This is a genomic window from Shewanella sp. KX20019 (genome assembly GCF_016757755.1).
Taxonomy (GTDB): domain Bacteria; phylum Pseudomonadota; class Gammaproteobacteria; order Enterobacterales; family Shewanellaceae; genus Shewanella.
In genome coordinates this window covers 4,301,996-4,328,536 of record NZ_CP068437.1, presented here as the reverse complement: position 1 = coordinate 4,328,536, position 26,541 = coordinate 4,301,996, and the positions used below count along the sequence as shown (strand labels likewise).

General features: G+C 43.1%; 23 protein-coding genes and 5 tRNA genes. 17 read left to right on the top strand and 11 right to left on the bottom strand.

Translation table 11 applies throughout. The annotated features are described in order from the left end of the window. Nucleotides 1-272: 272 nt before the first annotated feature. From JK628_RS18740 to JK628_RS18730, 3 genes are all read right to left on the bottom strand, one after another. Entirely contained in the window at nt 273-1,160 is an 888-nt protein-coding gene (locus tag JK628_RS18740) for a phosphoribulokinase (protein ID WP_202286439.1), read from the bottom strand. 136 nt (nt 1,161-1,296) lie between these two features. Next, nucleotides 1,297-1,551, bottom strand: a complete 255-nt coding sequence (locus JK628_RS18735) for a YheU family protein (protein ID WP_202286438.1) — start codon at nt 1,549-1,551, stop codon at nt 1,297-1,299. After that, a complete protein-coding gene (locus JK628_RS18730) occupies nt 1,545-2,540 on the bottom strand; it encodes a hydrolase (protein ID WP_443019976.1) in 996 nt (331 codons plus the stop codon). The genes JK628_RS18735 and JK628_RS18730 overlap by 7 nt, the downstream gene beginning before the upstream one ends. A 187-nt stretch (nt 2,541-2,727) precedes the next feature. Here JK628_RS18730 and JK628_RS18725 point away from each other — a divergent pair, with 187 nt between their 5' ends. Both JK628_RS18725 and JK628_RS18720 read left to right on the top strand, forming a co-directional pair. Then, nucleotides 2,728-3,243 carry a TAT leader-containing periplasmic protein gene (locus JK628_RS18725; protein ID WP_202286437.1) on the top strand — a complete coding sequence of 172 codons (516 nt, stop codon included), beginning with the start codon at nt 2,728-2,730 and terminating at the stop codon, nt 3,241-3,243. Between the two features lie 38 nt (nt 3,244-3,281). Continuing rightward, entirely contained in the window at nt 3,282-4,871 is a 1,590-nt protein-coding gene (locus tag JK628_RS18720) for a GMC family oxidoreductase (protein WP_202286436.1), read from the top strand. A 74-nt stretch (nt 4,872-4,945) separates the two neighbouring features. Here JK628_RS18720 and tolC read toward each other — a convergent pair whose 3' ends face one another. Beyond that, nucleotides 4,946-6,256 (bottom strand): outer membrane channel protein TolC, encoded by a 1,311-nt coding sequence (gene tolC / locus JK628_RS18715; RefSeq protein ID WP_202286435.1) that lies wholly within the window; start codon nt 6,254-6,256, stop codon nt 4,946-4,948. A gap of 291 nt (nt 6,257-6,547) precedes the next feature. Between tolC and nudF the strand changes: the two genes are divergently transcribed. From nudF to parC, 7 genes are read left to right on the top strand one after another with little or no spacing between them, the layout of a single operon-like run. Then, the gene (gene nudF / locus JK628_RS18710; protein WP_202286434.1) at nt 6,548-7,165 is read left to right on the top strand and encodes an ADP-ribose diphosphatase; all 618 of its coding nucleotides are present in this window, start codon (nt 6,548-6,550) and stop codon (nt 7,163-7,165) included. Between the two features lie 39 nt (nt 7,166-7,204). Further along, on the top strand, nt 7,205-7,639 hold the full coding sequence (locus JK628_RS18705; RefSeq protein WP_443019975.1) for a DUF1249 domain-containing protein: 435 nt from the start codon (nt 7,205-7,207) through the stop codon (nt 7,637-7,639). 21 nt (nt 7,640-7,660) lie between these two features. Continuing rightward, nucleotides 7,661-8,500, top strand: coding sequence for a 3',5'-cyclic-AMP phosphodiesterase (gene cpdA / locus JK628_RS18700; RefSeq protein WP_202286433.1), 840 nt, complete (start codon nt 7,661-7,663; stop codon nt 8,498-8,500). Between the two features lie 30 nt (nt 8,501-8,530). Further along, nucleotides 8,531-9,103 carry a YqiA/YcfP family alpha/beta fold hydrolase gene (locus JK628_RS18695; RefSeq protein WP_202286432.1) on the top strand — a complete coding sequence of 191 codons (573 nt, stop codon included), beginning with the start codon at nt 8,531-8,533 and terminating at the stop codon, nt 9,101-9,103. Nucleotides 9,104-9,158: 55 nt separating this feature from the next. Continuing rightward, a complete protein-coding gene (gene parE, locus JK628_RS18690) occupies nt 9,159-11,045 on the top strand; it encodes a DNA topoisomerase IV subunit B (protein ID WP_202286431.1) in 1,887 nt (628 codons plus the stop codon). 44 nt (nt 11,046-11,089) lie between these two features. After that, the gene (locus JK628_RS18685; RefSeq protein WP_202286430.1) at nt 11,090-12,232 is read left to right on the top strand and encodes a PQQ-dependent sugar dehydrogenase; all 1,143 of its coding nucleotides are present in this window, start codon (nt 11,090-11,092) and stop codon (nt 12,230-12,232) included. Continuing rightward, nucleotides 12,232-14,499 (top strand): DNA topoisomerase IV subunit A, encoded by a 2,268-nt coding sequence (gene parC / locus JK628_RS18680; protein WP_202286429.1) that lies wholly within the window; start codon nt 12,232-12,234, stop codon nt 14,497-14,499. Before JK628_RS18685 ends, parC begins: the two co-directional genes overlap by 1 nt. A 79-nt stretch (nt 14,500-14,578) precedes the next feature. On the opposite strand, the gene JK628_RS18675 is transcribed toward parC, so the two are convergent. Both JK628_RS18675 and JK628_RS18670 read right to left on the bottom strand, forming a co-directional pair. Next, nucleotides 14,579-14,770, bottom strand: a complete 192-nt coding sequence (locus JK628_RS18675) for a bacterioferritin-associated ferredoxin (RefSeq protein WP_202286428.1) — start codon at nt 14,768-14,770, stop codon at nt 14,579-14,581. A gap of 196 nt (nt 14,771-14,966) precedes the next feature. After that, on the bottom strand, nt 14,967-15,893 hold the full coding sequence (locus JK628_RS18670; protein WP_202286427.1) for a D-2-hydroxyacid dehydrogenase: 927 nt from the start codon (nt 15,891-15,893) through the stop codon (nt 14,967-14,969). Nucleotides 15,894-15,940: 47 nt separating this feature from the next. Here JK628_RS18670 and JK628_RS18665 point away from each other — a divergent pair, with 47 nt between their 5' ends. Further along, nucleotides 15,941-16,273, top strand: a complete 333-nt coding sequence (locus tag JK628_RS18665; protein ID WP_202286426.1) for a DUF3392 domain-containing protein — start codon at nt 15,941-15,943, stop codon at nt 16,271-16,273. Between the two features lie 129 nt (nt 16,274-16,402). Here the strand turns inward: JK628_RS18665 and JK628_RS18660 are convergent, their stop codons facing one another. The 5 genes from JK628_RS18660 to rsgA form a co-directional block, all read right to left on the bottom strand. After that, nucleotides 16,403-17,098: a glycerophosphodiester phosphodiesterase gene (locus JK628_RS18660; RefSeq protein WP_202286425.1), complete on the bottom strand. Its 696-nt coding sequence runs from the start codon at nt 17,096-17,098 to the stop codon at nt 16,403-16,405. 26 nt (nt 17,099-17,124) lie between these two features. Next, nucleotides 17,125-20,319: a mechanosensitive ion channel domain-containing protein gene (locus JK628_RS18655; protein ID WP_202286424.1), complete on the bottom strand. Its 3,195-nt coding sequence runs from the start codon at nt 20,317-20,319 to the stop codon at nt 17,125-17,127. A 71-nt stretch (nt 20,320-20,390) separates the two neighbouring features. Continuing rightward, nucleotides 20,391-21,275, bottom strand: a complete 885-nt coding sequence (locus tag JK628_RS18650) for a DMT family transporter (RefSeq protein ID WP_202286423.1) — start codon at nt 21,273-21,275, stop codon at nt 20,391-20,393. 9 nt (nt 21,276-21,284) lie between these two features. Then, complete coding sequence (gene asd, locus JK628_RS18645; RefSeq protein ID WP_202286422.1) at nt 21,285-22,148, bottom strand: archaetidylserine decarboxylase; 864 nt, start codon at nt 22,146-22,148, stop codon at nt 21,285-21,287. Nucleotides 22,149-22,172: 24 nt separating this feature from the next. Continuing rightward, nucleotides 22,173-23,240: a small ribosomal subunit biogenesis GTPase RsgA gene (gene rsgA, locus JK628_RS18640; RefSeq protein ID WP_202286421.1), complete on the bottom strand. Its 1,068-nt coding sequence runs from the start codon at nt 23,238-23,240 to the stop codon at nt 22,173-22,175. A gap of 124 nt (nt 23,241-23,364) precedes the next feature. Here rsgA and orn point away from each other — a divergent pair, with 124 nt between their 5' ends. The 7 genes from orn to JK628_RS18605 all read left to right on the top strand — a co-directional run bounded on the left by orn (nt 23,365) and on the right by JK628_RS18605 (nt 26,529). Further along, a complete protein-coding gene (gene orn, locus JK628_RS18635) occupies nt 23,365-23,910 on the top strand; it encodes an oligoribonuclease (protein WP_202286420.1) in 546 nt (181 codons plus the stop codon). 196 nt (nt 23,911-24,106) lie between these two features. Beyond that, nucleotides 24,107-24,182: transfer RNA gene (locus JK628_RS18630), tRNA-Gly, on the top strand. 129 nt (nt 24,183-24,311) lie between these two features. Then, nucleotides 24,312-24,387: transfer RNA gene (locus tag JK628_RS18625), tRNA-Gly, on the top strand. A 130-nt stretch (nt 24,388-24,517) separates the two neighbouring features. Next, nucleotides 24,518-24,593 (top strand) — tRNA-Gly (locus JK628_RS18620). Nucleotides 24,594-24,641: 48 nt separating this feature from the next. Beyond that, nucleotides 24,642-24,717, top strand: a tRNA-Gly gene (locus JK628_RS18615). A gap of 15 nt (nt 24,718-24,732) precedes the next feature. Further along, nucleotides 24,733-24,808, top strand: a tRNA-Gly gene (locus JK628_RS18610). Between the two features lie 1,265 nt (nt 24,809-26,073). Continuing rightward, entirely contained in the window at nt 26,074-26,529 is a 456-nt protein-coding gene (locus tag JK628_RS18605; protein ID WP_202286419.1) for a hypothetical protein, read from the top strand. The last annotated feature ends 12 nt before the right edge of the window (nt 26,530-26,541 follow it).

Here is a 26,541-nt window from a genome sequence, read left to right as displayed (position 1 = left end):
AGGTGGAATTTACTTTGCACAGAAGAGGGATAAGTTAGGTTAGCCTGCATACTCAAGGTGACAAACAGATCAACATGAATGAGGAATTTAATTTATGTTTTTATGGAGAGGTTAGGTTAGTTAGCACACCCAAGGAGACAAACAGATCAAGATGGGGGAATTTACCACCAAGAGCATGCTAACTTATCGTTCTTTCGCCTGAAATCCCGATAAGCTAAAGTCTACAGAGCCAGCCTTAAACAAATCTTAATAAAGCTAATTGTTGGGTTTAATTACTCATTTTCTGGTGTTATAAGCTGCAGTCGTTTATCTATTAAGTCTTTAACTAATGGCGTTAAAATCAGCTCCATTGCTAATGACATCTTGCCGCCAGGAACTACTAAGGTGTTGATACGAGACATAAATGACCCTTGGATCATCCGTAAGTAATAAGGGAAGTCGACATTCTTAATGCCACGAAAACGGATCACTACAAAACTTTCATCTAAGCTGGGGATACTCTTAGCGCTAAAAGGGTTAGAAGTATCTACTGTAGGCACTCGCTGAAAATTAATATGGGTACGGGAGAACTGTGGCGTCATATGGTTAATATAGTCGTCCATACTGCGGACTATTGAGTCCATGACTTTTTCGCGGCTATGACCCCTGTCTGAGGTGTCACGAATAATCTTTTGAATCCACTCCAAATTGACGATGGGTACCATTCCTATTAGCAGATCGACATGTTGTGCCACGTCACAATCATCGGTGACGACGCCGCCATGCAGACCCTCATAGTAAAGCATCTCGGTATTTTCAGGCAATGGGTGCCATTGAGTGAACGTACCTGGCATCTGGTTGAATGGAACGGCTTCGTCAAAAGTGTGCAGGTAGGCTCGGGTTTCACCTTGGCCAGTAGCGCTATAATCACTAAAGCATTGCTCCAAGCGCTGAAAGTCATTGGCCTCGGGGCCAAAATAACTAATATTACGATTTTCAGTTTTTTCTTTACGGATCATCACTGCCATTTCAGGGCGAGTGAAATGATGAAAGCTGTCACCCTCTACGATGGCTGCGTTGATGCCAAGCTGCCTAAAGATATGGCTGAATGCGGTGGTTGTGGTTGTCGTTCCTGCACCAGATGAGCCTGTTACAGCAATAATAGGATGTTTCGCTGACATTTTTTTACCTAAAATAGAAACAGTTGAATATCACCTGTAAGCAGCCAAAGATGGCTGATTGTTTTTATGTCGCAACAAATCGATTCTTCAAAAACTGTATGTGAATTTATAGTTATACGTATTCGACACTCTTAGGTCAATCTTGTGCAGGATCCATCGTGACGATATCCTCTTTACGCCTAATCGCGATCGACTCGTCCTCTTCGCTAAACTCGACTACGAGTTCACCACGGGCAAGTGCAGCGCGGCAGGTTGAAATAGCACTCTTCAAGCTGTTGTTATCAGTGCTCGAGAAGCTGCCATCTTCAAGTTGACCAATGAGGAACTCTTTTATGATGTTATCAAATGTTTCAGCGGGTAACTGCGTCAATGCTTCATAGGGTACTAGCATGTTGTATTCTCAGGTTGATTGAGGTGAGAAGTTAAAAAAGACAATATTCTATTTTCAATATAGTAGCGGGGTCGCCATGGTGTACCGCCGTCGATAAAGCCAACATGACCGCCATTATCATGCAGTTCGTATTCGACCTGTTCAGCTAACTGCTCACTGCTAGGAATAACTGCATGGGTCATAAAGGGATCATCTTTAGCGTGGATGACTAAGGTGGGTTTCTGAATTTGACTCAAATAGGGAAGGCCACTCGCTCTATGATAGTAGTCATCAACACCATTAAAACCGTGCAGTGGTGCTGTTATTTGATCATCAAAGGCATGAAAAGTCGTGAGGTGTTCGATTTCAGTTTGGCTAATCGGCATTAGGTTTTTGAGTGAGGGAGTCGATATTTTACCAATCATCTTCTGTTGCAGCTGTTTTATCAGGTAACTCTGATACACCTTTGAAAAGCCTTTTTCTAGCCGTTTTGCGCATGCTGCAAGATGTAGTGGTGCAGAGATGGCAACTGCTCGCTCAATCAAGCTGTTATCTTGCTGTTCACCTTGATACTTAATTAAAACATTACCGCCAAGACTATAACCCACGGCCAGCAAAGGAGAGTCTGGAAAGCGCTGCTTAAGCTGGGTGAGCGTGGCATGTATATCTTGGGTATCACCACTATGGTAACCCCTGACGAGCCTATTTAACTCACCTGAACAGCTGCGGTGATGATGTACTACGGCACATAGTTTTTGTGTTTTACAAGCGGCCAGAATACGACGGGCATAATGAGAGTCTGAGCTACCCTCTAGACCATGTACGATAACAACTATGACCTGGCCTGATTTTGGCTGGCCTTGCCAGTCAAGATCAATAAAGTCTCCATCATCGAGCTCTAATCTTTCCCTTTCTAGGCGTGGTCTGTCCACTTTGGTTAGTACGGGTAAGATCGTTTGGATGTGGGGGTTTCTGGCCCACCAAGGAGGTGAAAATCTTTGTCTTATCATAATTGGCTATTGCTGAAAATTAAAACGTGTGTTTAATTGTTGTTGTGACAAGAGTGTAACACAGATTGAAAATACAAATTTGAAGCACTTTAGCTTTGTATCTTAGTGGTGAATGCGCCCGATGAAAGTCAACCTTTTATCAAAGGCAGCTTTTAATAAAAGCCAATAATAACAATAAGAGGACAAGATGGAGCGACGTACTTTTATAACGACTGCATTAGCTGGAACGGCATGTTTAGCATTAGGCGTTAACTATTGTTCTACTGATTACGCCAATGTTAATGCCAGACTCGATGATAAACATCGACTGTTATTTAGCGTTTTACTGCCAGTATTTCTCGACGGTGCGTTACCTGACGTACCTGTATTAAAAAGAGATGCTGAAAATCGTACTTTAGATGCTATTGAGCACACTATTTCATTACTACCCGAAGATAGTCAGCTTGAACTTGAGCAATTGCTGGATCTATTAGAGGGGCGATTAGGCTTGCTAATTCTTACCGGCAGTATGACACCACTCATGATGCGTAATAGCTCAGAGTTAATCGAGATGCTAGAAGGATGGCGTACAAGCTATATCGAAATGATGGTGACAGCTTATCAAGGCTTGAGAGAGTTGGTCATGGCTAGTTACTACTCGGAGCCAGAACATTGGAGTCGATTGCATTACGCCAAGCCCAGTTTTCTTGAAGAGAATAATTGATGTTAATAGTAAACCTTGTCGGTTGTAAGGAGTAATTTGTGGCCATTGAAGATCCTATTGTTACAGGGCTAAATTCAGGCTGGGCGCACATAAATGCAGGCCAGCTATCATCAAATCAAACATTTGAAGCTGACGTAGTGATTGTCGGTAGTGGGGCTGGAGGCGGAACAGCGGCCGAGATTCTCACTAATGCGGGTTTGTCAGTCATTATTATTGAGGGCGGACCGCTTAAGTCTTCTAAAGACTTTGTGATGGAGGAGCGAAGCGCTTATCCCGATCTTTACCAACAAGCCGCTGGGATGAAGACGACTGACAAAGCGATTGGTATTTTTCAGGGGCGAGCTGTCGGTGGGTCTACCACGATTAACTGGACCACATCAATTCGTACTCCAGAACCCGCTTTAAGTTATTGGGCCTCAAATAAATCGGTGCTTGGACTCTCAACTGATGAACTGGCACCCTGGTTCGAAAAAATGGAAGAGCGGCTCAACATTAGTGAATGGCCATTCGACCCAAATCGTAATAACGCCGCTTTGAGGGATGGCTGTGAGCAGCTAGGGTGGGATTACACAGTTATCAAGCGCAATGTAAAAGGCTGTTGGAATACTGGCTATTGCGGTATGGGCTGCCCTGTTAATGCTAAGCAATCAATGCTGCTGACCACCATACCTGCGGCGTTAGAGCGTGGAGCAACACTGGTAAGCCAAGCAAAAGTGATGAAGCTAGAGCATCACGATGACAAAATTTATGCATTAAAAGCACAGGCATTGGATAGCAATCTGAAACCTCTGCCGGTGGAGATCGTATTCAAGGCAAAGCATTATATTCTCGCCGCTGGTGCTATCCATACTCCGACAATAATGTTGCGTTCAAAATTGCCCGATCCCTATGAAATCATCGGAAAACGCACCTTTCTTCACCCTAGTTTGCTCAGCGGTGCAATATTTTCCGATCCTATCAATGGTCATAGTGGCGCGCCACAATCCATTTATTCTGACGAATTTGTTTGGAAGGATGGCGCCGATGGTGAGCTCGGTTATAAACTGGAAGTTCCGCCGGTTCACCCTATCCTGATTGCATCTAAAACGTTAGGTTATGGACAAAGCCATGCTGAATTAATGGCGAACTTTAACCAGCTGCAAGTCACCATTGCACTGGTTCGAGATGGCTATCATGAGAACAGTCCCGGCGGAACGGTGAAGTTAACAGATCATGGCAGTACGTTGGACTATCCACTCACAGAGGCTTTTTGGCGAGCAGCACGACGGGCTTATGCAAGTATGGCAGAGCTGCAATTTGCTGCTGGTGCCAATAAAGTACTGCCGATTAGTGAGGGAATGCCATATTTAAGTAACTGGTCTGCAGCGAAAAAGGCGATTGCTGAGATGGAGCTTGCACCATTAAAGACGGTCGTCGCTTCAGCACACGTGATGGGAGGGTGCCCGTTAGGAGAAGATCCTAAAGTCTCTATGGTTAATAGTTACGGCGAATCTCACTACTTTGAAAACCTGTCGGTAATGGATGGTTCTATATTTCCAACCAGTTTAGGGGCTAACCCACAACTGTCTATATATGGGATAACTGCGCGTAATGCGACTCGTCTGGCTGAAAGACTAACTGCTAGTTAGCATGACAAATTACGGATGAAAAAAGCCCAGTGTTAACACTGGGCTTTTTGCTTATTGATTGTCTATTTAAGCAATTACAATGGCGCTTTCAGGCCATTGTTGATGTTGCTAACATCATCTTCATTCAAAGTACCAGCAGCTTGTTTTAGCGCAATAATTGAATTGATATAGCCATAACGTGCATCAGACAGTTTACGCTTTGAATCATACAAGTCGCGCGTACGGTTCAATACGTCAACAATGGTACGAGTACCAACTTCAAAACCGGCTTGAGTTGCTTTCAGCGCACTCTCTGAAGAGATCACTGATTGCTCATAGGCGCGGATTGAACTGATAGAAGCACCGACGTTGTTAAAGTTATTACGAATATCTTTGACAACTTTACGATGGGTCTGTTCAAGCTTCTCGCTTGCTTCAACATATTGATACTGAGCTTGGTTTACTTGAGAAGTAACTTTGAAGCCTTCAAAAAGTGGGATACTAAGTGTTAATCCTAGAGTACCGTTGTCGAAGTCAGGTTGGTTAGCACCGCCACTCTCTTGTTCGATTCCTTTCTTATAACCCGCGTTCAGGTTCAGTGAAGGCATATGACCCGCTTTATAAAGCGTGATGGTCTCTTCGGCGATATCTTTACCAATTCGCGTTGTCATCAAGTCAACGTTATTAGTTTCTGCCATTTTGATCCAATCAGTTGACAATGCAGGAGCAACTGGTGCTGCTGAGAAACGGCTGGTATCTAAGATATTGATACTTTTATGATCAATACCAGTGATTTCACGTAGCGCTTCATAGCTATTAGCCAGTGTATTTTCAGCTAGAATTTCAGTCGCGTTGGCTAAGTCATACTGTGCTTGAGCTTCATGCACATCAGTAATCGCGGTAAGACCTACAGCAAAACGTTGTTTTGTTTGTTCAAGTTGACGCTCGATTGCACGCTTCTCTGAACCTTGGAACTCGTAGTTGTCTTTTGCGGTAAGCACATCGAAGTATGCTGTTGTTACACGAATAATCAGATTTTGCAGTGAAGATGCATAAGCTGAGTCAGCTTGAGATGCGGCTTTTTCTGCCAAGCTTAAACCAACCCATGCACTGTGGTCATAGATAACTTGATTTAAGGTAACGCCACCAATAATGCCACTTGAATCATCTGATGGATCGTTCCAAGCTTTATCGTAGCCCACGTTTGCACTTATCGTTGGCAATAGTGGTGCGCGTTGCTCTTCTATCTGCTCATAAAGCGCATCACGCTGTGCTTTGGCTTGAAGTGCAACAGGATCACTGGTTAATGCTTGTTGATATATCTGTAGAAGGTCGTCGGCATGTGCAACTTGAGCTGAAACGGCTAGTGTCAGCGCGGCACATAGAGAGCGGATCTTGAATTTCATTTGCTGTCCCTTTTAGACAAAATTCCCCATTGAGGAGCGAATTTAACTTTGTTTTGTTTAGTTATGCCCAACTTTAGCTGAAAAGTTAGGCGGTTTGCGCTTCCCGACGCTTCCCAATACATCTAAACTTAGTGGGCTAAATAGTAAAAACCTACAATTCCTAAGTCAACTAGGAAGTGTAACAGTTTTTTATCGCAATAATCAGATCTGCCTAAATCTTAGTATTAATATTTTTACTTTGCCTTGTTTAGGTATAAACACCTTGATAAATAAGTAGGTTTTGGAGATTAAATGAACAGTACTTTTACTCATGATGATGTTGAGTTACTCGGGAAGAAAACCCTGTATAAAGGCTTCTTTAAAATGGATGAGTATCGCTTTAAACATCGGCTGTTTGATGGTGGCTGGAGTGGTGAGATCATTAGAGAGGTGTTTGAGAGGGGCCATGCTGTGGTCGTGTTACCTTACGATCTTATTAACGATAAAGTGGTGCTGATTGAGCAGATCCGTATTCCTGTGCTTGAGAGTGCTAAATCGCCTTGGTTGTTTGAGTTAGTCGCAGGGATGATTGACGCAGGTCATACTTCTGAACAAGTGGCCATTAAAGAGCTTAAAGAGGAAACGGGTCTTGATGCGTTGAGTATCACCAAGGTGAATCAATACTTTGCCAGTCCCGGTGGCACCAGCGAACGCTTTGATTTTTATTGGGCTGCAGTAGATTCATCCAATGCGGATGGTCACTACGGTTTACCTGAAGAGCATGAAGATATTAAAGTACATGTTGTGGATAGAGAGTTTGCATATAAAATGATGGCTGATGGTCGAATAGATAACGCCTCTACTGTCATTGGCCTCCAATGGCTACAACTCAACTATCGAGATCTGATTGAAAGTAATCATGAAAAATAATCATTAATAGTCGGTTTAAAAGATCCTTGGAATTATATCGTGTCGAAAGTAGCATACGCTCGCAAGAACAAGTACCAGCCAAATATAAGTCAGTTTTTGGCTGTATGTGCTCGTAACTATATGCATATTCAGCGTTGGCTTACACTGGAGCCTAGCGAAGGAAAGCACTGGCAAGTTGATGGTGAATTTGGCCAGCTGGATGTTCGTTTGTTGGAAAATACCAAATATACACAACTGGTCGAAATTTCAAGGTGCGCCGGCGGTCATGCGTTAGTGTCAACCCCTAAAGTTTCTGTGCGCATCTATCACGATGCTAAATTAGCAGAAGTGTTAACTAGTCAACAGATTTATCAATTACGTCCAGTGTATGATTATCCAAATATGCATATGCATCATCGTGATGAGAAGTATCAAGTGAATGCGTTTCTTGAAGAGTTATTGAAGATAGATAACTTGACTAAATTTATTTGTTAATCTGATATTTAGGTAATTACTTTGCTAAAAGAGGCAATCTCTTACTCAATTTCTGAATCAGGCAGTGTGAGAATGGTGCAGGTCACCGATCCTCACCTTTTTGCTGATCCTGAAGCTCAATTATTAGGTGTAAACACTTCTCAAAGCTTAAATGCAGTTTTGAATACTATCGCCGCTGTTGATTACCCTGCACACTTTATGTTGGCGACAGGGGATATCAGCCAAGACTACTCAAATGAGTCTTACCATAACTTTGTCGATGCGATTGCACCATTAAACATGCCTTGTCATTATTTGCCCGGCAATCATGATGACCCACGTATTATGAATCTGCACATGCAGGGTGAAAAGGTACATGGGCAAAAAAGAATATTGGCAGGTAATTGGCAGATTATTATGCTCGACTCTACCGTTCGAGGCCGACCTGGTGGGCACATGTCTGATGCAGAATTAGACCTTATTGATAGTGCTATTAACGCTGAACCTAATCGCTACATCTTACTGGTGATGCATCACAACCCAGTTCTTGCTGGCTGTGCTTGGTTAGATCAACATTGCATGGATAACGGCAGTGATTTTATTCAACAGGTTTCGCGTTATAGGCAAGTTAAAGGGTTACTTTGGGGGCATATTCACCAAAGCGTTGATACTGTTCATCTAGGACCTACTGGGCCGGTTCAGTTGATGGCTACACCATCTACCTGCATTCAATTTAAACCTAAATCTCCCTATTTTGCGTTAGATGCACTTCAACCCGGTTACCGTTTGCTGGAGCTTAAGTCTGATGGTAGCATCCTAACTAACGTATATCGGGTACCGGGTGAAAATTTTTCACCCGACAATGAAGCTGGCGGTTATTAAGTAAAATATAAAACCGCAGCGTGAGGAACTATGCTGCTTTATATTCATGGATTTAATAGCTCTCCTTTTTCAGAGAAAGGGCTTGTTACTGCAAGTTTTATTAAGCAACATCATCCAGAGTTAAGCTTTTATCAGCCACAATTGCCGAGTGAGCCACTAGAGGCAATGGCGTTATTGATTCAAATTGTCGAAAAAGCACAAGCAGTAAATGAGCCGTTAACCTATATTGGTTCTTCACTCGGGGGCTATTTTGCTAGTTATTTGGCTGAAAACTACGGTGGACGCGCAGTTTTGATTAATCCTGCGGTAAAACCCTTCGAACTGTTTGATGAATTCATTGGCACTCAGTACAATCCCTACACAAATGAAACCTATCAGGTTTCAGCTAAGCATAAACAGGATGTCGCTGAGTTCGATACTGCAGCCATAATGAATCCTGATCGCTTTTATGTACTGTTACAAACTGGCGATGAAGTACTCGACTATAAACAGGCTGTTCAGAAGTATCATTGTTGTAAACTGTTAATAGAACCAGACGGTGACCATAGCTTTATTGGCTATGAAGATCAGTTGACTTCCATTTGTGAATACCTGTTTTCTTGACAAATAGACCCGTAGGGCCGCAACATGGCCTGAATAACAAAAAAAAATGTGTGCCATGACAAATCAATACACCTCAGATGCTATTGAAGTCCTCAACGGACTTGACCCTGTAAAACGTCGCCCGGGTATGTACACGGATACTTCGCGCCCGAACCATTTAGGGCAGGAAGTCATCGATAATAGTGTCGATGAGGCGCTTGCTGGGCATGCTAGTCGAATCGACGTTATCTTACATGCCGACAACTCACTCGAAGTTACCGATGACGGCCGTGGTATGCCTGTAGATATTCACCCAGAAGAGGGGATACCCGGGGTTGAGTTGATCCTCACTAAGCTGCATGCCGGTGGTAAGTTTTCTAATAAAAACTACCAATTCTCAGGTGGTTTACATGGGGTGGGGATCTCGGTTGTTAACGCGCTATCTAATCGAGTTGAAATCACCGTAAGGCGTAATGCTGAAGTCTATGATATGGCTTTTGAGCATGGCGAAAAAGTTGAAGAACTACGTGTAACGGGTACCTGTGGTCGACGAAATACCGGTACTAGAGTCCACTTTTGGCCTGATGTTAGTTATTTCGATTCCGGTAATTTCTCTGTCAGTAAGCTCTCTTATTTGCTCAAAGCAAAGGCTGTGTTGTGCCCAGGCTTAAGAATTAAGTTTGTAAATAAGCAGACCAATGAGACACAAGAGTGGTTCTATGAAAGTGGCTTAGAAGATTACTTAAAGTCGTCAATTGATGGCGCGCCTACGTTGCCTGAAGTTCCGTTTGTTGGCAATTTCAAGGGTAACCTTGAAGCAGCTGATTGGGCAATCACTTGGTTGCCTGAAAGTGGGGATTTCTTAAATGAGAGTTACGTTAATCTTATTCCAACACCACTAGGTGGTACGCACGTGAATGGTTTCAGGCAAGGCTTGCTTGAGTCCATGCGTGAGTTTTGTGAGTTTAGAAACTTGATGCCTCGGGGGATCAAGTTAACCCCAGAAGATATCTGGGATCGTTGCACCTTTATCTTGTCTATCAAGATGCAAGACCCACAATTTTCAGGACAAACTAAAGAGAAACTATCGAGTCGCCAATGTGCGGCTTTTGTATCTGGAATTGTACGTGATGCATTTAGCCTGTGGCTAAACACTAATACAGAGCAGGCTGAAGCTTTAGCTGATATGTGTATTAATAATGCACAGAAGCGTTTGAAAGCTGCGAAAAAAGTGGCGCGTAAGCGTATTACTTCAGGGCCTGCACTGCCAGGGAAACTGACCGATTGCAGTGGTCAAGACCCGATGCGTGGCGAACTGTTTTTGGTGGAAGGTGACTCCGCTGGCGGTAGTGCTAAGCAAGCGCGTGATCGTGAATTTCAAGCGATAATGCCACTGCGGGGTAAAATCCTAAATACTTGGGAAGTTGATGCGTCACAAGTTCTGGCATCACAAGAGGTTCATGATATCTCGGTCGCGATCGGTTGTGACCCTGATAGCAGCGACATTTCAGAGTTAAGGTATGGAAAAATCTGTATTTTGGCGGATGCTGACTCCGACGGACTGCATATTGCGACCCTGTTATGTGCACTATTTATGAAGCATTACCGTGTATTGGTCGAACAAGGGCACATCTATGTGGCGATGCCTCCCCTGTTCCGTATTGATATTGGCAAAGAAGTTTTCTATGCACTCGATGACGCCGAGAGAGAGGGGATCCTTGACCGCATCGCAGCAGAAAAGCGAAAAGGAAAGGTACAGGTAACACGATTTAAAGGCTTGGGTGAAATGAATCCACTGCAGCTTCGTGAAACTACAATGGATCCCAATACGCGTCGATTAGTTCAACTTACCATTGGTGATGCCGATGACACATTAGCGCTCATGGATATGTTGTTAGCGAAAAAACGTTCTGGCGACAGAAAAATTTGGCTGGAGACGAAAGGCGATTTAGCGCAGATCTAGATAGATCGCATACATCAACAGAGCATTAAACTAAAAGAATAATAATGACGTTTGAAAATTACCCCAAACAAATATTTATCGGTTTGTCCGCAATATTTGTTCAGCTTATTTATAGCACTGCGAGTATCGCTGCCGAGCCTGTGATGATAACAGTCTCTAAAGGCTTTGGCTTAACGCTATTTGCTTCCGATTTGGGCGATGCTAAACAGCTGGCCTTAGGCAGTAACGGCACACTGTTTGTTGGTTCCTACAAAGAGGGAACCATAACGGCACTCGTCGATGCTAACCAGGATGGTAGAGTCGATAAACGCTATACGATTGCTAAAGGGCTACATTATCCAGAAGCGATAGCTTTTAAAGATGGTGATCTTTATGTCGCTGAAGATGATCGGGTCTTAAGGTTTGTTGATATTGAGTCACGATTAAGACGTCCTGGACGACCTAAAGAGGTTTATGACCGTTTACCTGGTAACACCAAAAAAAGTAAACGAGCCATGCATTTTGGTCCAGACGGTAAGCTTTATATTGCTATTGGTTCGACATGTAATGTGTGTGAACCAGAAACACCGTTCGGTAGTATTATTGCAATCGATGTCAATACCGGCGAAAGCGAACAAATTGTTAGCGGCGTGCGCAAAGTAGGCGCTTTTGACTGGTCAGTTAAAGATAAAGAGTTATGGTTTTCTGACTTAAGCCGAGACTGGATGGGAGATAACCTGCCACCAGATGAGATCAATAAGGTAGAAACTGTAGGCAGCCATTATGGCTTTCCCTATATCCATGCCACAGATGTTATTGAACCTGCTTATGATAAACCCGAAAATTTGAAAGTGGTCGCTCCCCAGTATGAGTTACCTGCTCACGTTGCACCTATGGGGCTACACTTTTATCGCGGTGAACAGTTTCCAGAGCGTTACAGAAATCAGATGTTTGTTGCTGAAAATGGTTCATGGAACCGTTCAAGCAAAGTCGGTTACCAGATAGTGATGCTTGAAATAGAAGATAAACAAGTCGTTAAACGTAGTACGGTTGTTAGCTTTCTAGATGGAGAGTTTCCGGTTGCCAGACCCCACTCATTAATTACAGCACCCGATGGTGGCATGTATATTTCGGATGATTTTAAGGGCAACATTTACCGCTTGTATTACAAAAATCCACAAAAAAATCAGTCACAGGATAATGAGTAATGAGTGATGCGATAGATTTAAGCTTAGACGGCGTAGAGCAAATGCCAATGCGCCGCTTCACGGAAGAAGCATACCTTAATTATTCCATGTACGTGATCATGGATCGAGCTCTGCCGCATATTGGTGACGGACTTAAACCTGTTCAAAGACGTATCATTTACGCCATGAGTGAGCTTGGTTTGTCTGCACAGTCAAAGCATAAGAAATCTGCTCGTACCGTCGGAGACGTACTCGGTAAATATCACCCTCACGGTGATAGTGCATGTTATGAAGCCATGGTACTTATGGCGCAGCCGTTCTCCTACCGTTATCCGTTGGTCGACGGCCAGGGAAACTGGGGGGCGCCAGATGATCCTAAGTCATTTGCAGCGATGCGATATACCGAAGCTAGACTGTCAAAATTCTCTGAAGTTCTGTTAAGTGAGCTCGGCCAAGGGACCGTTGATTGGGGCGTTAACTTTGATGGCACCATGAAAGAGCCACTAGTCATGCCTGCTCGGTTGCCTCATATCCTACTGAACGGCATCACAGGTATTGCTGTTGGTATGGCGACTGATGTGCCGCCACACAATGTGAAGGAGCTCGTGGGCGCTTGTATCGAATTACTCGATAATCCGAAGGCCGATCTACCTCGTTTAATGGAGTTCGTTACAGGACCTGATTATCCAACTGAAGCGGAGATCATTACCCCGAAAGCAGATATCGCCAAAATATATCAGACGGGTCGAGGCTCGATTAGAGCTAGAGCTGTATACAGTGTAGAAGATGGTGAAGTGGTGATCACTGCACTACCGCATCAAGCCAGTAGCGGTAAGATATTGGAGCAGATTGCGGCGCAGATGCAGGCTAAGAAGTTGCCTATGGTAACGGATTTACGTGATGAGTCTGATCACGAAAGCCCTGTGCGGATGATCATTGTGCCGCGTTCTAACCGTGTCGATTGTGATCAGATGATGGCACACCTTTTTGCGACCACCGATCTAGAAAAAAGTTATCGAGTTAATCTAAATATATTAGGTTTGAACGGGCGACCACAGGTTAAAGGCCTTCGTGAAATACTGACTGAATGGCTGGTTTTCCGGATGACAACGGTTAAGCGTCGTTTAGAATACCGCCTAGATAAAATCTTAGCCAGACTGCACATTCTTGATGCCTTGATGATCGCATTTTTGAATATCGATGAAGTCATTGAGATCATTCGTTTTCACGATGAACCCAAAGCTGAGTTGATGACAAGATTCAATCTGTCAGATAAGCAAGCTGATGCGATTCTGGATCTAAAACTGCGCCATCTAGCTAAGTTAGAAGAGTTTAAGATTCAATCTGAGCAAAATGAGCTAGCCGCAGAACGTGACAAGCTACAACTGCTTTTAAGCTCTGAACGTCGTATGAAAACGCTGATTAAAAAAGAACTGATTAAAGATGGCGAAGACTACGGTGATGAGCGCCGCTCTCCACTGGTAGAGCGCGGAGAGTCTAAAGCACTGACTGAGCAAGAACTTGTCCCTGTCGAGTCTGTTACCGTTGTATTATCAGCAAAAGGCTGGGTGCGGTGCGCCAAGGGGCACGATATTGATGGAAAGAGTTTGTCTTATAAAGCGGGGGATGAATATCTTTGCGCCGCTCCAGGTCGCAGCAATCAACCGAGTATCTTTATTGATACTTCCGGTAGGTCATTCGCCACAGAAACTCATACGTTACCGTCAGCACGCTCTCAAGGCGAACCTATAACGACTCGCTTTAATCTCGCGCCCGGCGCAACTGTGGAACATGTGTTGTTGGCTGATGAAGAGCAGTGCTATATTTTAGCTTCTGACGCTGGTTACGGATTTATTGCGGCAAATAAGGATATGATATCGCGTAATAAAGCAGGTAAAGCTTTGTTAAGTTTACCTGCCAATGCGAAAGTATTACTGCCACAAAAAGTCGATAAATCAACAGCGCAATCAATCCTAGCGATTACTAATGAAGGCAGAATGTTACTGTTCTCATTAGATGCTTTACCGCAACTGACAAAAGGTAAGGGTAACAAGATCATTGGTATACCGACTGAGCGGGCTAAGAATCGTGAAGAGCTGCTAACGCACCTTCAGGTTATCCCCGAAGGTATGCCAGTTACTTTGTGGGCCGGTAAGCGCAAGCTAACCTTAAAACCAAGTGATTTGGAGCATTATCGTGGAGAGCGTGGTCGCAGAGGGGCTAAGTTGCCTCGTGGGCTTCAGCGTGTTGATAGTGTTGAGCTTGGGGAAGGCGAGCAGCAGGAATAGTGTTGAAGTTTGAATTACCAGACATAAAAAAATGCAGCCATATGGCTGCATTTTTTTATGAGAAATAGCTATTCAAATACTAAGCAACTTCATAAAAATTGGGTTCGATATCGACCTGTCTTTGGATTATTTGGGTTGCCATTTTGGCACACTTACCACATTGGTCTGCAACGCCTAGGCGCCTTTTTACATCAGCTAATGAAGCATCGCCTTGGCTAACCGCTTCTTTAATCTGTGTATCTGTAATTGCATGACAAAGGCAAACGTACATATATAGTGATCCAACAACCGAATATGCACGAAGTATAAATGAAAACGATTCTCAATGCTAATAACTAGTGAGAATAGTTATCAGTCGTTGCTTATATTTGCAGTTATTAAAAAGGGTGCAGTGGATCACAACCAAGTGGCAGCTTGGCTACTTGGTCATGTTTTGCGTTGTAAGGGACAATCTTGATTTAAAGTTATCAGTAGCCACGTTCGAAATGAACCCGATGAGATAGCTTTTCTCCCTTTATCCACTTATGGTAGTTTTCTGAAAAGATCTCTACTACTTGCTCTGGAAAGCTAGGCGCGGCAATATGTGGTGTAATTACCACATTGTCGAGAGACCAAATTGGGTGCTCTTCTGGCAATGGTTCTTGATTAAATACGTCAAGGATAGCCTGTTGCTGCTGGTTTTGGATCAGCTGAATATATAAGGCGTCTAAATCGAGCACATCGCCTCTACCTAAGTTAAATAACACCACCTCTTTCTTTAATAGCGATAACGTATGCTGGTTAAGTGCGCCTCGGGTCTCTGGAGTACTCGGTAAAATACTGGCAACGGCATCAGCCCTTGGTAGGTAATGGGTTAGGTTGGCTAAGGTGTCAACTTCATCAAAGCCTTTGGTCGGTTTTGCGCCGCGATTAATACCGATAACATGCATGCCGAAATGCTTAGCCGTTTGGGCGATATGCTTAGCGATGGAGCCCGTTCCTAGCAGCAGTAGGTTTTGCCCTTGTAACGTCTTGTAGCTACCAGGAAGCCATACTTTCTGAGCTTGCTGACTTCTATACTTAAAGTGTTCTCGCTGGTACGCTAAAAGGTAACCAAACATGTATTCACTCATCAATGGACCAAAAATCCCACGAACATTAGTCAATTCATAGTCTCGGCGTTGCCTCGGCTTCACTAATGCGTCCACTCCAGCAAAAGTTGACTGCATCCATTTTAAATTGGCTGCGTGAGGCAGTATGGGGGCGGCGAGGCTGGGCTCTGCAAGCCATAGGTCCGCATTGAAAATATTTTGTGGGTTATCATCCAAAATATGGATGTTAGGCAGATGACAAGAAGCCAAAAGCTGACGATATCGTTCATTTTCTCTGGTAAGCAATAGTAGCTTGTGTCCCATGCTGACTCCCTTTATCCTAGCTCTACATCGTTGTATTCGAGTATTTTATGTCTAAATTGATTGAGTTTCTGAGCTATTTAGGTTCGTTTATCTATCCTTGGCTAACAGAAGCTTCAACAGCTATTGTGGCGTGTGCGCTTGTTGTATTTGGTAGCGATATCAATCGTTTCTTGCGACGCTACTTAACTGGGCGTTCTTTTATCATTCGCACATTTGTTTTCGTGTTAGTCAATGCGTTTGGCTATGGCTTAATTATAGTAAAACTAAGCCCTGTACTAGCGCAATATATGGCAAAAGCGCCTTCGCACTGGCTGTTTATCCTTGTTGTTGCTGTTTTTATCGCTATCGGTGGCTGGGCTCAACGCAACAAACAAGTTTAAGCTGTTCATTTTAGTGTAGATTATATTATTCTATTTTGGGTGATAGATATCTATACCCATCGCCTCTGAAACGAGCATCTTCAAGTCGGATGGGTATAAATCATCTACGGGAAGTGAAACTAATAGCAGTTAGTTTTTTGCTAATGTATTAATGGCTCTGGCGGGAAAGTTAGTGAAGATGCCATCAACTCCTAGCGCCGCCAACATTGTTATATCGTCCGAGAAATCCACCGTATAAACATAAACCTTCGCGCCACGTTTATGTGCATCGTTAATCATCTCTTCGGTGACAAAACTCAGGCCTAAATGGATAGAGTATGCGTCGAGCTCGCTAACCACTTGTGCCAAATTTAGAGGCACACCCTCGATGAGTGGTGCAACATTCGCACAGGGAAAAGACTGCTTAAACGTTTTAAGCATCGGGTGATTAAAAGATGAGATTAACAGCTTGCTTGGTTCATAACTCTGTTGCTGAATTAGATTAGCGTATAGCTCTGTAAAGGCAGGCAGCACCGATAGCCCTTTAAGCTCTATATTAACCTCAATGTTGTAAGGTTTTAACGCTGCCAACACCTCCACTAGTGTCGGAATGGCTTCACCTGAGACGGTGATTCCTGCTACATATTGTTTACTCGCTTTATCGATTATGCCTCTGCCTGAGCTTTTTCCTTCGAGCCTTCTATCGTGAAAAACATAGAGTTGGTCTTCAACTAAATGAATATCCAGCTCAATGGCTTCTGCGCCGAGTTCAATCGCTTTCATAAACGCTTTGACGGTATTTTCAGGGGCGGAACCACTCGCACCGCGGTGAGCATATATCTTCATTAGTTAGCTTCTTGAATCATTGGATATTAGGTTCTTATTAAATTTTGAACATCTTTACTCTGCCCTTGTGATACATGCACTTCCAGTTGAGGATAAGCGAGTACTAAGTTGTTATCGCGTAACTTCTTGCTGATCTGTTTGTGCAGCTTGTGTCTCAATGGCCAACGGGTGCCCATATCTTTTGCATAAGCTCTGACTTCAAAGTCTTGAGTATGTTTGCCAAAGCCGGCAAACCAAACTTCAGGCTCGGGCGTTAGTAGTGCATCATCACACTCTTGTACTGCTTGATAAAGCGCGGCTTCTACTCGCGCTGGATCGGAATCACGCGCTACCGAGACATAAACTATCACCCGCGTAATCGGGTCGGACAGCGACCAGTTAATGAGTTGCTCGGTAATAAAGGCCTTGTTGGGAACAATAATCTCTTTGCGATCCCAATCAATAATGGTCGTTGCACGAATTTGAATTTTACTTACCGTGCCGGTGAGATCTCTAATGGTTACCGTGTCGCCAATTCGAACCGGCTTTTCAAATAAAATAATTAGACCTGAGATAAAGTTGGCGAAGATCTCTTGTAGACCAAAACCTAAGCCGACCGATAGTGCAGCGACTAGCCACTGCAGTTTAGACCACTCCATTCCCAGTGTTGAGAAACCACTCAATATACCGAAGAATATCACCAGATAGCGACTCACTGTGGTAAGCGCAAAGCCTGTGCCTTGGCTCAAATCGAGCCGTTGCAAGATCGTTAGCTCAATCAGGCCGGGTAGATTGGTGGCAATCATCATCGAAAATCCAACAATGATAAACGACAACAGCAGTGACTTTAAGGTTATGGGCAGCTGCTGCTCAATACCATTGAGCGTGGTATTGCTAGACCATAACGTCACGCCATCGAGCAAAGAGAACAAGGCTGTATGGGTTTGGGTCCACAGACCTACAATACTGGCTAAGAAAGCTAAAAGTAACAATGAGCGCACCAAGCCTAGAGATTGGCCGGAAATGGTCTCTAAATCGACTTCGGGCTCTTCATAGGTATCTAATTGTTCTGGCGCGTTAACTTCACCTTTTTCACGCTGAGCAAGTACCTCTGCGCGTTTAGCCTTGGCGCGATCAAATGCAATCCGGCGCCTTTCAATAAGCATCCAGCGTTTAGTCAATTGGTATAATAGTAAAAATCCTAAGCCGAAAATGAGTGATAACTGCAGCTGTAAAAACATCTGAAAGGCGGTGTAGTAGTAGCCGAGAAACGCTAAAATAGCACAGGCAATGGGGGTAATGATCAGCATAGCCCACAATAGTTTTTGGACTAGTTTTCTATTTTTATCATTTTGGTGATGCTTATTCTCACGATTAGAAATATTTAAAATGTCTTTATAGAACCAGAACAGCATTAAGCAAAAAATTATAAATGCACCACGGCCAAGACTGTTTCTAACCAGGGAAGTATCGATGACTTCTGCAAATGCGGCAATCCCCAAGAATGGCATAACCATAATCGTCAGTTGTTTAAACCTCTCTTGTCCTGCACGAACAAGGTTACGTTGTGCTTTGAAATGGTTGATTAACAGTCCTTTATCTAATGCTAGTAAATACACAAGGCGATAGAGCTGGTAAAAGGTACCGATTGCCATAACGCCCATGCCAATAGCTGACACGAAATTGAGGCTCGATTGATAGAAAATTGCCCCAGCCAACACAATGGACAGTGGTTTTAGCAGGCTATAGCTGACTGAGTTAATGAGCACATGCCATGTATAGATAAACTTATCTTGGGTGACGTTGCCGACAAAAGGCAGTTCACGGCGCATTGCTGCTTTGAATTTTGGAGTAAGAATATCTTGTGCAACTAGGCTGACGATAAATAAGATCAACCACCACGACCACAAGCTACCTTGTTCACTGAATGATTTCTGCAACAGCTTCCAGGGAGCTTGCTGGATCATCCATTGCACACTTTGATGCAGATCTGTAAGCCATAAACTGCCTATACGATTAGCATTGGGAACCCAGAATAGGTGTTCGTTTAAGGTATCTCTTAGGGTCAAATACTGCTGGTTAAGTTGCTCATTACTCACTCTTAAATTAGCGAGTTCACTCAAATATTGATCATAACTTTGTAATAGCTGCTGCAACAATAGCTCTTGAGAGACAAGTAGTTTTGCATGCAATGGTGTCGGTACTTGAGTATTGTTGAGCTGCTGTACATTAAGGGTTTGCGCTTGTTCAATTTGATAGCGCGCTAGTCGTGCATTCGCTATTTCATTTTGGACTGGATCTTGGCTTGGCGGCTTGGGTAGTGCTTGCAGCATTTGCAAAAAACGCTCGCCGAAAGCCGAGTTTAGTTTGATCCAACTGATTTGCTGCTGGATATTGGTCAACTGTTTAGCTTGAGCTTGGTATTGGGCTTCTGCTTGCTCTTGTTGTGTCAGCGCTTGGCTTATCTTTAAGTTTAGCGATTTTAACGTTTCCCCATAACTTAAATTAGCTTCGCTAATAGCTTGGGCTATCGGATCTGTGCCATTTGACTCGGGCAGTAAGCTGCTGGCGATAGCAGCCTCCGTGCGCTTATGTCGTTGTAAATCTAACTCTTGATTTAGACGCTCTATTAACTGCTCTTGCTGTAGCAGTTGCTCTCGTACCAATTTGAGTTGCAGTTGATTGAGATCTATCTCTTTCTGGCTGCTTGCTAACATAGCCTCTAAGGTGGTCACTCGCTGTTGATATAGGGTTCTTTGAGCGGCTAGCAATTGGTTAGCAAGCGTTTGTTCGTTGGAAATACGATTCTTTTTATGTTTAGTGAGTGTAGCCCTTGCCTTACTTAAGGCATTCGGAAGGTTATCTAGTGACTCTATTAAACTGTTGATTTTATCGCTTAAGCTGATTTCGATATCTTTAAGTTCTGATAAACGTAAGTACGCTAGTGAACCTTGCTGGTTCAACTCTTGCTTATTGGACCAAGCAATGGGCTGTTGCGCCTCCCTGATCTGATTCTGTAGATTAGATTTATGCAGATCAAAATTGTTTACTAGCGCTCGAGCATTTTCCTCTGTGAGGGCTAACTCACTCGTTTTACTCTCTAGCAGTGTCAGTTGCTCTTGAGGTGTGTTGCTGCTATTGAGCGATGGGTTTAACCCCAACCTTTTTTCAAGTTGAGTTGGTGGGTTAGCGTTGGCTATAGTGCAAATAAAACACAGAAAAACCAATAAAAAACGATGCATGATTAGCAGCTTGCATAAATCGAAAAGGACTTACTCAATAGTAGCCAAGTTATTGAGATAAATACATGGTTCTATATAGTCTTTTTAGTCCGTTGTGACTTGTGGCTCTGCTGAGTTTCAAATAATGCAGTGGCAACGACTAATGTTCCACCGATAATGGTTTTAAGCTCAAGATCTTCACCGAGAAGGAGTAACGCTAACACTGCACCATAAAAGGGTTGTAAACAGGATACTAGACCGACAGTTTTGGCGCTGAGTAATCGCAGTGCAGAGGTGAATAGCGCATGAGGCGCAGCCGTAAATACTACGCCAAGCAGCACGATTAACCACCAAACATTGGCTTCAATATTACTTGTTTCAGCAGTGAACCAAGGTGCAAGAAAAACCACAGCAACCATGGTTTGGTAGAACATCGCTTGTTGACCGCTATACTGTGAAAAATAGCGTTTATGCAATAGGTTTCTTGCGGTGAATAGCGCTGCAGACAGGATGCCTACAACAATCCCAAGGGTAACATCGTTACCAAGGCTTGCCTCAGGAATGAGCAAACTCACCCCTGTCAGCACCAAAACACCACTGATAACATCGGCTAGTTTTAGTTTGGCATCCGTGACCAGTGGCTCAATGAGTACTGTCATAACGGGATAGGTGAAAAAAGCAATCATACCAATGGCAACTGAGGACAACTGCATAGAGGCAAAGTATGTGACCCAATGTAAACTGACGATAATACCGAGTCCGATAGCGACCAGATAATCTTTCGCTGCTTCTAGTGTTATCTTTTGCTTACTGAGCTTAACAATGAGCGCTAATACTGCTGCTGCAACAACACAACGCAGTACTGTTATATCTAATGCGCTCAAAGGGATGAGTTTAGAAAACAGGGCTGTACCACCAAAAAGCAGTACGGCTAGATGTAGCTCAAGTAGCCCCGTTTTTTTGTCACTGCTATTCAATGCCGTTGCTTAGTCTTCAATTTTTGCAAAAGCTTGGCCCATACGGGTTATGCTTGAAGGTTCAACACCGTCAGCAAACTCGTCGAGTGCGTCTTTAGCAAATAACATCACTACAGTGCTGCCCAGTTTAAAACGTCCCATCTCTGCACCTTTCTCAAGGGTTAGCGCCTCAGGACCTTCAGTAGGGTAATTCCAAGTAAATACGTCTTGACCCGTTGGCGGGGTTACAGTACCAGCCCAAACCGTTTCAATGCTGGCAACAATGGTTGCACCAACAAGCACCATCGCAATTGGGCCTATTTCAGTTTCAAAGATGGCCACGACCCGCTCATTTCGGGCGAATAATCCTGGAACATTTTGCGCAGTTAGCGGGTTAACTGAAAATAGCTCACCGGGTACATAGGTCATTTTAGACAGCGTGCCTTTGATTGGCATGTGAATACGATGGTAATCTTTCGGTGCTAGATAAATTGTAGCGAAATCACCGTCTTCAAAACGTTTTGCATCATCAGCTTGGTCACCGAGTAACGCTAGTGAAGAGTAATCATGGCCTTTAGCTTGAAAGATGCGACCATCTTCAATTGGGCCAAGTTGACTTACTGCGCCATCAACGGGGTGGGTGATGTAATCTTTGTCATCACAGAGTGGGCGAATACCAGCCTTTAATGCACGAGTGAAAAATTGATTAAAAGTCGGGTAAGCTTCAGGCGCGGGCTGCGCCGCTTCACTCATATCAATCTTGTATTGCTTGATAAACCATTTAATTGCTGCCGTGGTTACTGCGCCCATTTCTGCCGCGGCTAATTTGCCGACAAGACGTGAAATTAGGTGCTTAGGCATAATATACTGCAGCGCAATTTTGACTTTATCCAATTTTAAATTCCTCAAGTTTTATTTTTATTCGTCTGGACCAGCTCTAAAATGGCGAGCGTGTCTTTGCTCATCCAGACTGGCAATGATTTTATGATAGTTATTATATCTATCAGCGCTGATATCACCGGCTGCTAAGGCTTCGGTTATCGAGCAGCCTGGATCATTGAGGTGCTTACAGTCTCTAAATTTACATGTTCCGAGATATTCTCTGAACTCAATAAAGCATTGGCCCACTCTCTCTGGGGGTAAGTGCCATAAGGCAAACTCACGAACACCAGGGGAATCGATCAGATCGCCGCCAGTCGATATATGCAGCAGCTTCGCAGTAGTCGTTGTATGCTGACCCAAGCCTGAATTTTCTGATATATCACCAATGGCTAATTCAGCGTCTGGCATCATGGCGTTGATCATCGATGATTTACCCACACCTGATTGCCCGACAAACACACTAACTTTTCCATTCATAAGCTGGTTTATTTGCTCGACACCTTCGCCGGTTTTACTACTGACTTTGTAAACGTCGTAACCTACATCACGGTAACGTTGCAGCGCAGCTTCGATTTCGGGTAGCTCTTCAGCTGTAATAAGGTCGACTTTGTTGAGTACGATAACAGGTGCAATTCCAGTATCTTCCGAAGCGACAAGATAACGGTCTATAATCTGTGTGGTAAACGCAGGCTTTACTGAAGTGACGATAAGGATCTGATCGATATTCGAGGCGATGATTTTTACGCCATCGTACATATCGGGTCTCGAAAGCAGAGAATGCCTTGGGTGTACAGCTTCAACAATGCCCTCAATGCGGCTAGCACCTGACTCACTCGTTAATGCTAAACGCACAATAACTTTGTCACCAGTGACTAAACTTTTAATATTTCTGCGTATATTGCAGCGCGCTAAGTGGCCGGTTTCAGTTTCAACATCTGCATGCTGACCAAAACGAGAAATAATGGTGCCTAACTGCTCTGGGCCTAAAGAGTTATCCTGTAATTCAGGAGTACTTTCGCCTGCATCGCTGCTCTGCAATTTCTTTTTCTGGTTGTTACGCATTCTGCGTAACTGACCTTGGCTTAATGGTTTCTTTTTGCTCACGTATTACTCACGTAAATAGCCTTCAATTATAAAGGTGATTTTTTGTCGCTTAAAAAAGCAGTATGATACACCGTCTTAAACAAAAAAGCCTGAATTTAGGCTAACAAGGATTACAGGTCTCTTTATGGCTATAGATGAAAACAACCTTATTTGGGTCGATCTTGAAATGACGGGACTTGAGCCAGCAGTCGATAGAATTATTGAAATTGCGACCATAGTGACCGATAAAGAGTTAAATATTATTGCTCAGGGCCCAGTTATTGCGATTCATCAGTCTGATGAACAACTCGCATTGATGGATGATTGGAATCAAAAGCATCATGGTGAGTCAGGGCTAGTTGAGCGTGTAAAAGCCAGCGAGTTTAGTGAGCAAGATGCAATTGCAAAGACAATTGAATTTTTGTCTCAATATGTTCCAGCTGGTGCTTCACCTATGTGTGGTAATAGTATCGGGCAGGATCGTCGATTTTTAAATCGCTATATGCCAGCGCTCGAAGATTACTTTCACTACCGAAATATTGATGTTAGTACCATAAAAGAACTGGTTCGACGTTGGGAGCCAGCAGCAATGGAAGGCTTTACCAAGCAAAATACACATCAAGCGTTACTCGATATTCAGGAATCTATCGCTGAATTGCAGTTTTATCGAGCGAAAGTTTTCAAAATTTAAGCAATCAGTCAGTTTATTTGCAAGAAGGGGTTGCAGAGCAGTGAAATTCTCATATAATGCGGCCTCAACTTTTCACTAAGCGGCAAACTTAGTGGTTAAGTAAAAAAGTTGAAATGCGACATTAGCTCAGTTGCTAGAAGTGAGAACGATACTTCTAGTCAGCGTTTAGAACTAAGATAGCATTTGAAATATTTATGCGACATTAGCTCAGTTGGTAGAGCGATACCTTGCCAAGGTATAGGTCATCAGTTCGAACCTGATATGTCGCTCCAAATATTAGCTTATTGAATTACCAAATTCGGTAAGTAAAAAGATTTACGCGATACTAGCTCAGTTGCTAAAGGTGAAAACGATACCCTTTAGTTAATATTTACAGCTAGAGTGTAATGAAAAGTTTTAAAGCGACATTAGCTCAGTTGGTAGAGCGATACCTTGCCAAGGTATAGGTCATCAGTTCGAACCTGATATGTCGCTCCAAATATTTACTTATTGAATTACCAAATTCGGTAAGGTGAAAAGATTTACGCGATACTAGCTCAGTTGCTAAAGGTGAAAACGATACCCTTTAGTTCATATTTACAGCTAGAGTGTAATGAAAGGTTTTAAAGCGACATTAGCTCAGTTGGTAGAGCGATACCTTGCCAAGGTATAGGTCATCAGTTCGAACCTGATATGTCGCTCCAAATATTTACTTATTGAATTACCAAATTCGGTAAGGTGAAAAGATTTATGCGACATTAGCTCAGTTGGTAGAGCGATACCTTGCCAAGGTATAGGTCATCAGTTCGAACCTGATATGTCGCTCCAATTTAAAAAGATTACGCGACATTAGCTCAGTTGGTAGAGCGATACCTTGCCAAGGTATAGGTCATCAGTTCGAACCTGATATGTCGCTCCAATCTTCCTCTTTAGTAAAAACTTCAATTAACCACCATAAAAAAATGCCAATCTAGCTCAGTTGTGCTCGTAGAAAGAGTTGATACCCTTTTTTTGCCAAGGTATAGGTCATCAGTTCGAACCACTCTTGTCTAAATCAATAGCTCGCTCCAATCTTCCTCCTTAGTAAAAACTTCAATTAAGAACTATCAAAAATACCAATCTAGCTCAGTTGTGCTCGTAGAAAGAGTTGATACCCTTTTTTTGCCAAGGTATAGGTCATCAGTTCGAACCACTCTTGTCTAAATCAATAGCTCGCTCCAATCTTCCTCTTTAGTAAAAACTTCAATTAACCACCATAAAAAAATGCCAATCTAGCTCAGTTGTGCTCGTAGAAAGAGTTGATACCCTTTTTTTGCCAAGGTATAGGTCATCAGTTCGAACCACTCTTGTCTAAATCAATAGCTCGCTCCAATCTTCCTCCTTAGTAAAAACTTCAATTAAGAACTATCAAAAATACCAATCTAGCTCAGTTGTGCTCGTAGAAAGAGTTGATACCCTTTTTTTGCCAAGGTATAGGTCATCAGTTCGAACCACTCTTGTCTAAATCAATAGCTCGCTCCAATCTTCCTCTTTAGTAAAAACTTCAATTAACCACCATCAAAAAATGCCAATCTAGCTCAGTTGTGCTCGTAGAAAGAGTTGATACCCTTTTTTTGCCAAGATATAGGTCATCAGTTCGAACCACTCTTGTCTAAATCAATAGCTCGCTCCAATCTTCCTCCTTAGTAAAAACTTCAATTAAGAACTATCAAAAATACCAATCTAGCTCAGTTGTGCTCGTAGAAAGAGTTGATACCCTTTTTTTGCCAAGGTATAGGTCATCAGTTCGAACCACTCTTGTTTGAATCAATAGCTCGCTCCAATCTTCTTCCTTAGTAAAAAAATCAATTAACACCATAAAAAATGCCAATCTAGCTCAGTTGTGCTCGTAGAAAGAGTTGTTCCCCTTTTTTTGCCAAGGCATAGGTCATCAGTTCGAACCACTCTTGTTTGAATCAATAGCTCACTCCAATCTTTGCTCATCAAGGCTCAGAGCATAGCTAAGGAACGATGGCAACAATTACGTGATCAAGCGCTAGTTTCTTTCACTATCTCTAAAGTAAGCCATTTCCTAATGGGCAAAGTATGACAACCCTCAAATATTCTGTCGCGTATTTAGCTCATAATACAGTCAGACTAATTTTTAGCTTGTCATCTAAAATGCGAGCGATAGGAGAGCTGTACATGCGTATTCAACAACTTAGTGAGCTTTTAGATTATGTAGCAACTTGTCGTCTTGAAATGGCACAGCTATATAGCCGTTTACACATGCAAGCTGATTCGTCACGTGTAAAGCTAATGCTAGAGTACTTCAAGCAGCATGAGCTTCAGACTGCTGAGAAACTGGAAAACTATATCGATGAAGCTCCTAGAAAAATACTCGATACTTGGTACAAAGATATCGTGTTTGAAGATTTTATTACTCTTTGTATAAAGCAAACTATGCCTGCAAATATGAGTGAAGATGATATTTTGGAGCTCCATCTAGAGCTCGATAATAAGCTGATAGGATTAATTGAAAAGACTGCTCTTTCATCAGCATCCGCAGAAACAAAAGGCGCACTTGACGATCTCGTTAGGGTTGAAAAGATTCAACAGCAGCGCTTGGTGCATAGCAGTATCCGCATGGACGATATCTAGTCGCAAGTTTTC

Bases quoted from the DNA above. Each gene is read 5' to 3' on its own strand.
- JK628_RS18740 (WP_202286439.1), bottom strand. From the start codon at position 1,160: ATGTCAGCGAAACATCCTATTATTGCTGTAACAGGCTCATCTGGTGCA.
- JK628_RS18735 (WP_202286438.1), bottom strand. From the start codon at position 1,551: ATGCTAGTACCCTATGAAGCATTGACGCAGTTACCCGCTGAAACATTT.
- JK628_RS18730 (WP_443019976.1), bottom strand. From the start codon at position 2,540: ATGATAAGACAAAGATTTTCACCTCCTTGGTGGGCCAGAAACCCCCAC.
- JK628_RS18725 (WP_202286437.1), top strand. From the start codon at position 2,728: ATGGAGCGACGTACTTTTATAACGACTGCATTAGCTGGAACGGCATGT.
- tolC (WP_202286435.1), bottom strand. From the start codon at position 6,256: ATGAAATTCAAGATCCGCTCTCTATGTGCCGCGCTGACACTAGCCGTT.
- nudF (WP_202286434.1), top strand. From the start codon at position 6,548: ATGAACAGTACTTTTACTCATGATGATGTTGAGTTACTCGGGAAGAAA.
- JK628_RS18695 (WP_202286432.1), top strand. From the start codon at position 8,531: ATGCTGCTTTATATTCATGGATTTAATAGCTCTCCTTTTTCAGAGAAA.
- parE (WP_202286431.1), top strand. From the start codon at position 9,159: ATGACAAATCAATACACCTCAGATGCTATTGAAGTCCTCAACGGACTT.
- JK628_RS18685 (WP_202286430.1), top strand. From the start codon at position 11,090: ATGACGTTTGAAAATTACCCCAAACAAATATTTATCGGTTTGTCCGCA.
- parC (WP_202286429.1), top strand. From the start codon at position 12,232: ATGAGTGATGCGATAGATTTAAGCTTAGACGGCGTAGAGCAAATGCCA.
- JK628_RS18675 (WP_202286428.1), bottom strand. From the start codon at position 14,770: ATGTACGTTTGCCTTTGTCATGCAATTACAGATACACAGATTAAAGAA.
- JK628_RS18670 (WP_202286427.1), bottom strand. From the start codon at position 15,893: ATGGGACACAAGCTACTATTGCTTACCAGAGAAAATGAACGATATCGT.
- JK628_RS18665 (WP_202286426.1), top strand. From the start codon at position 15,941: ATGTCTAAATTGATTGAGTTTCTGAGCTATTTAGGTTCGTTTATCTAT.
- JK628_RS18660 (WP_202286425.1), bottom strand. From the start codon at position 17,098: ATGAAGATATATGCTCACCGCGGTGCGAGTGGTTCCGCCCCTGAAAAT.
- JK628_RS18655 (WP_202286424.1), bottom strand. From the start codon at position 20,319: ATGCATCGTTTTTTATTGGTTTTTCTGTGTTTTATTTGCACTATAGCC.
- orn (WP_202286420.1), top strand. From the start codon at position 23,365: ATGGCTATAGATGAAAACAACCTTATTTGGGTCGATCTTGAAATGACG.
- JK628_RS18605 (WP_202286419.1), top strand. From the start codon at position 26,074: ATGCGTATTCAACAACTTAGTGAGCTTTTAGATTATGTAGCAACTTGT.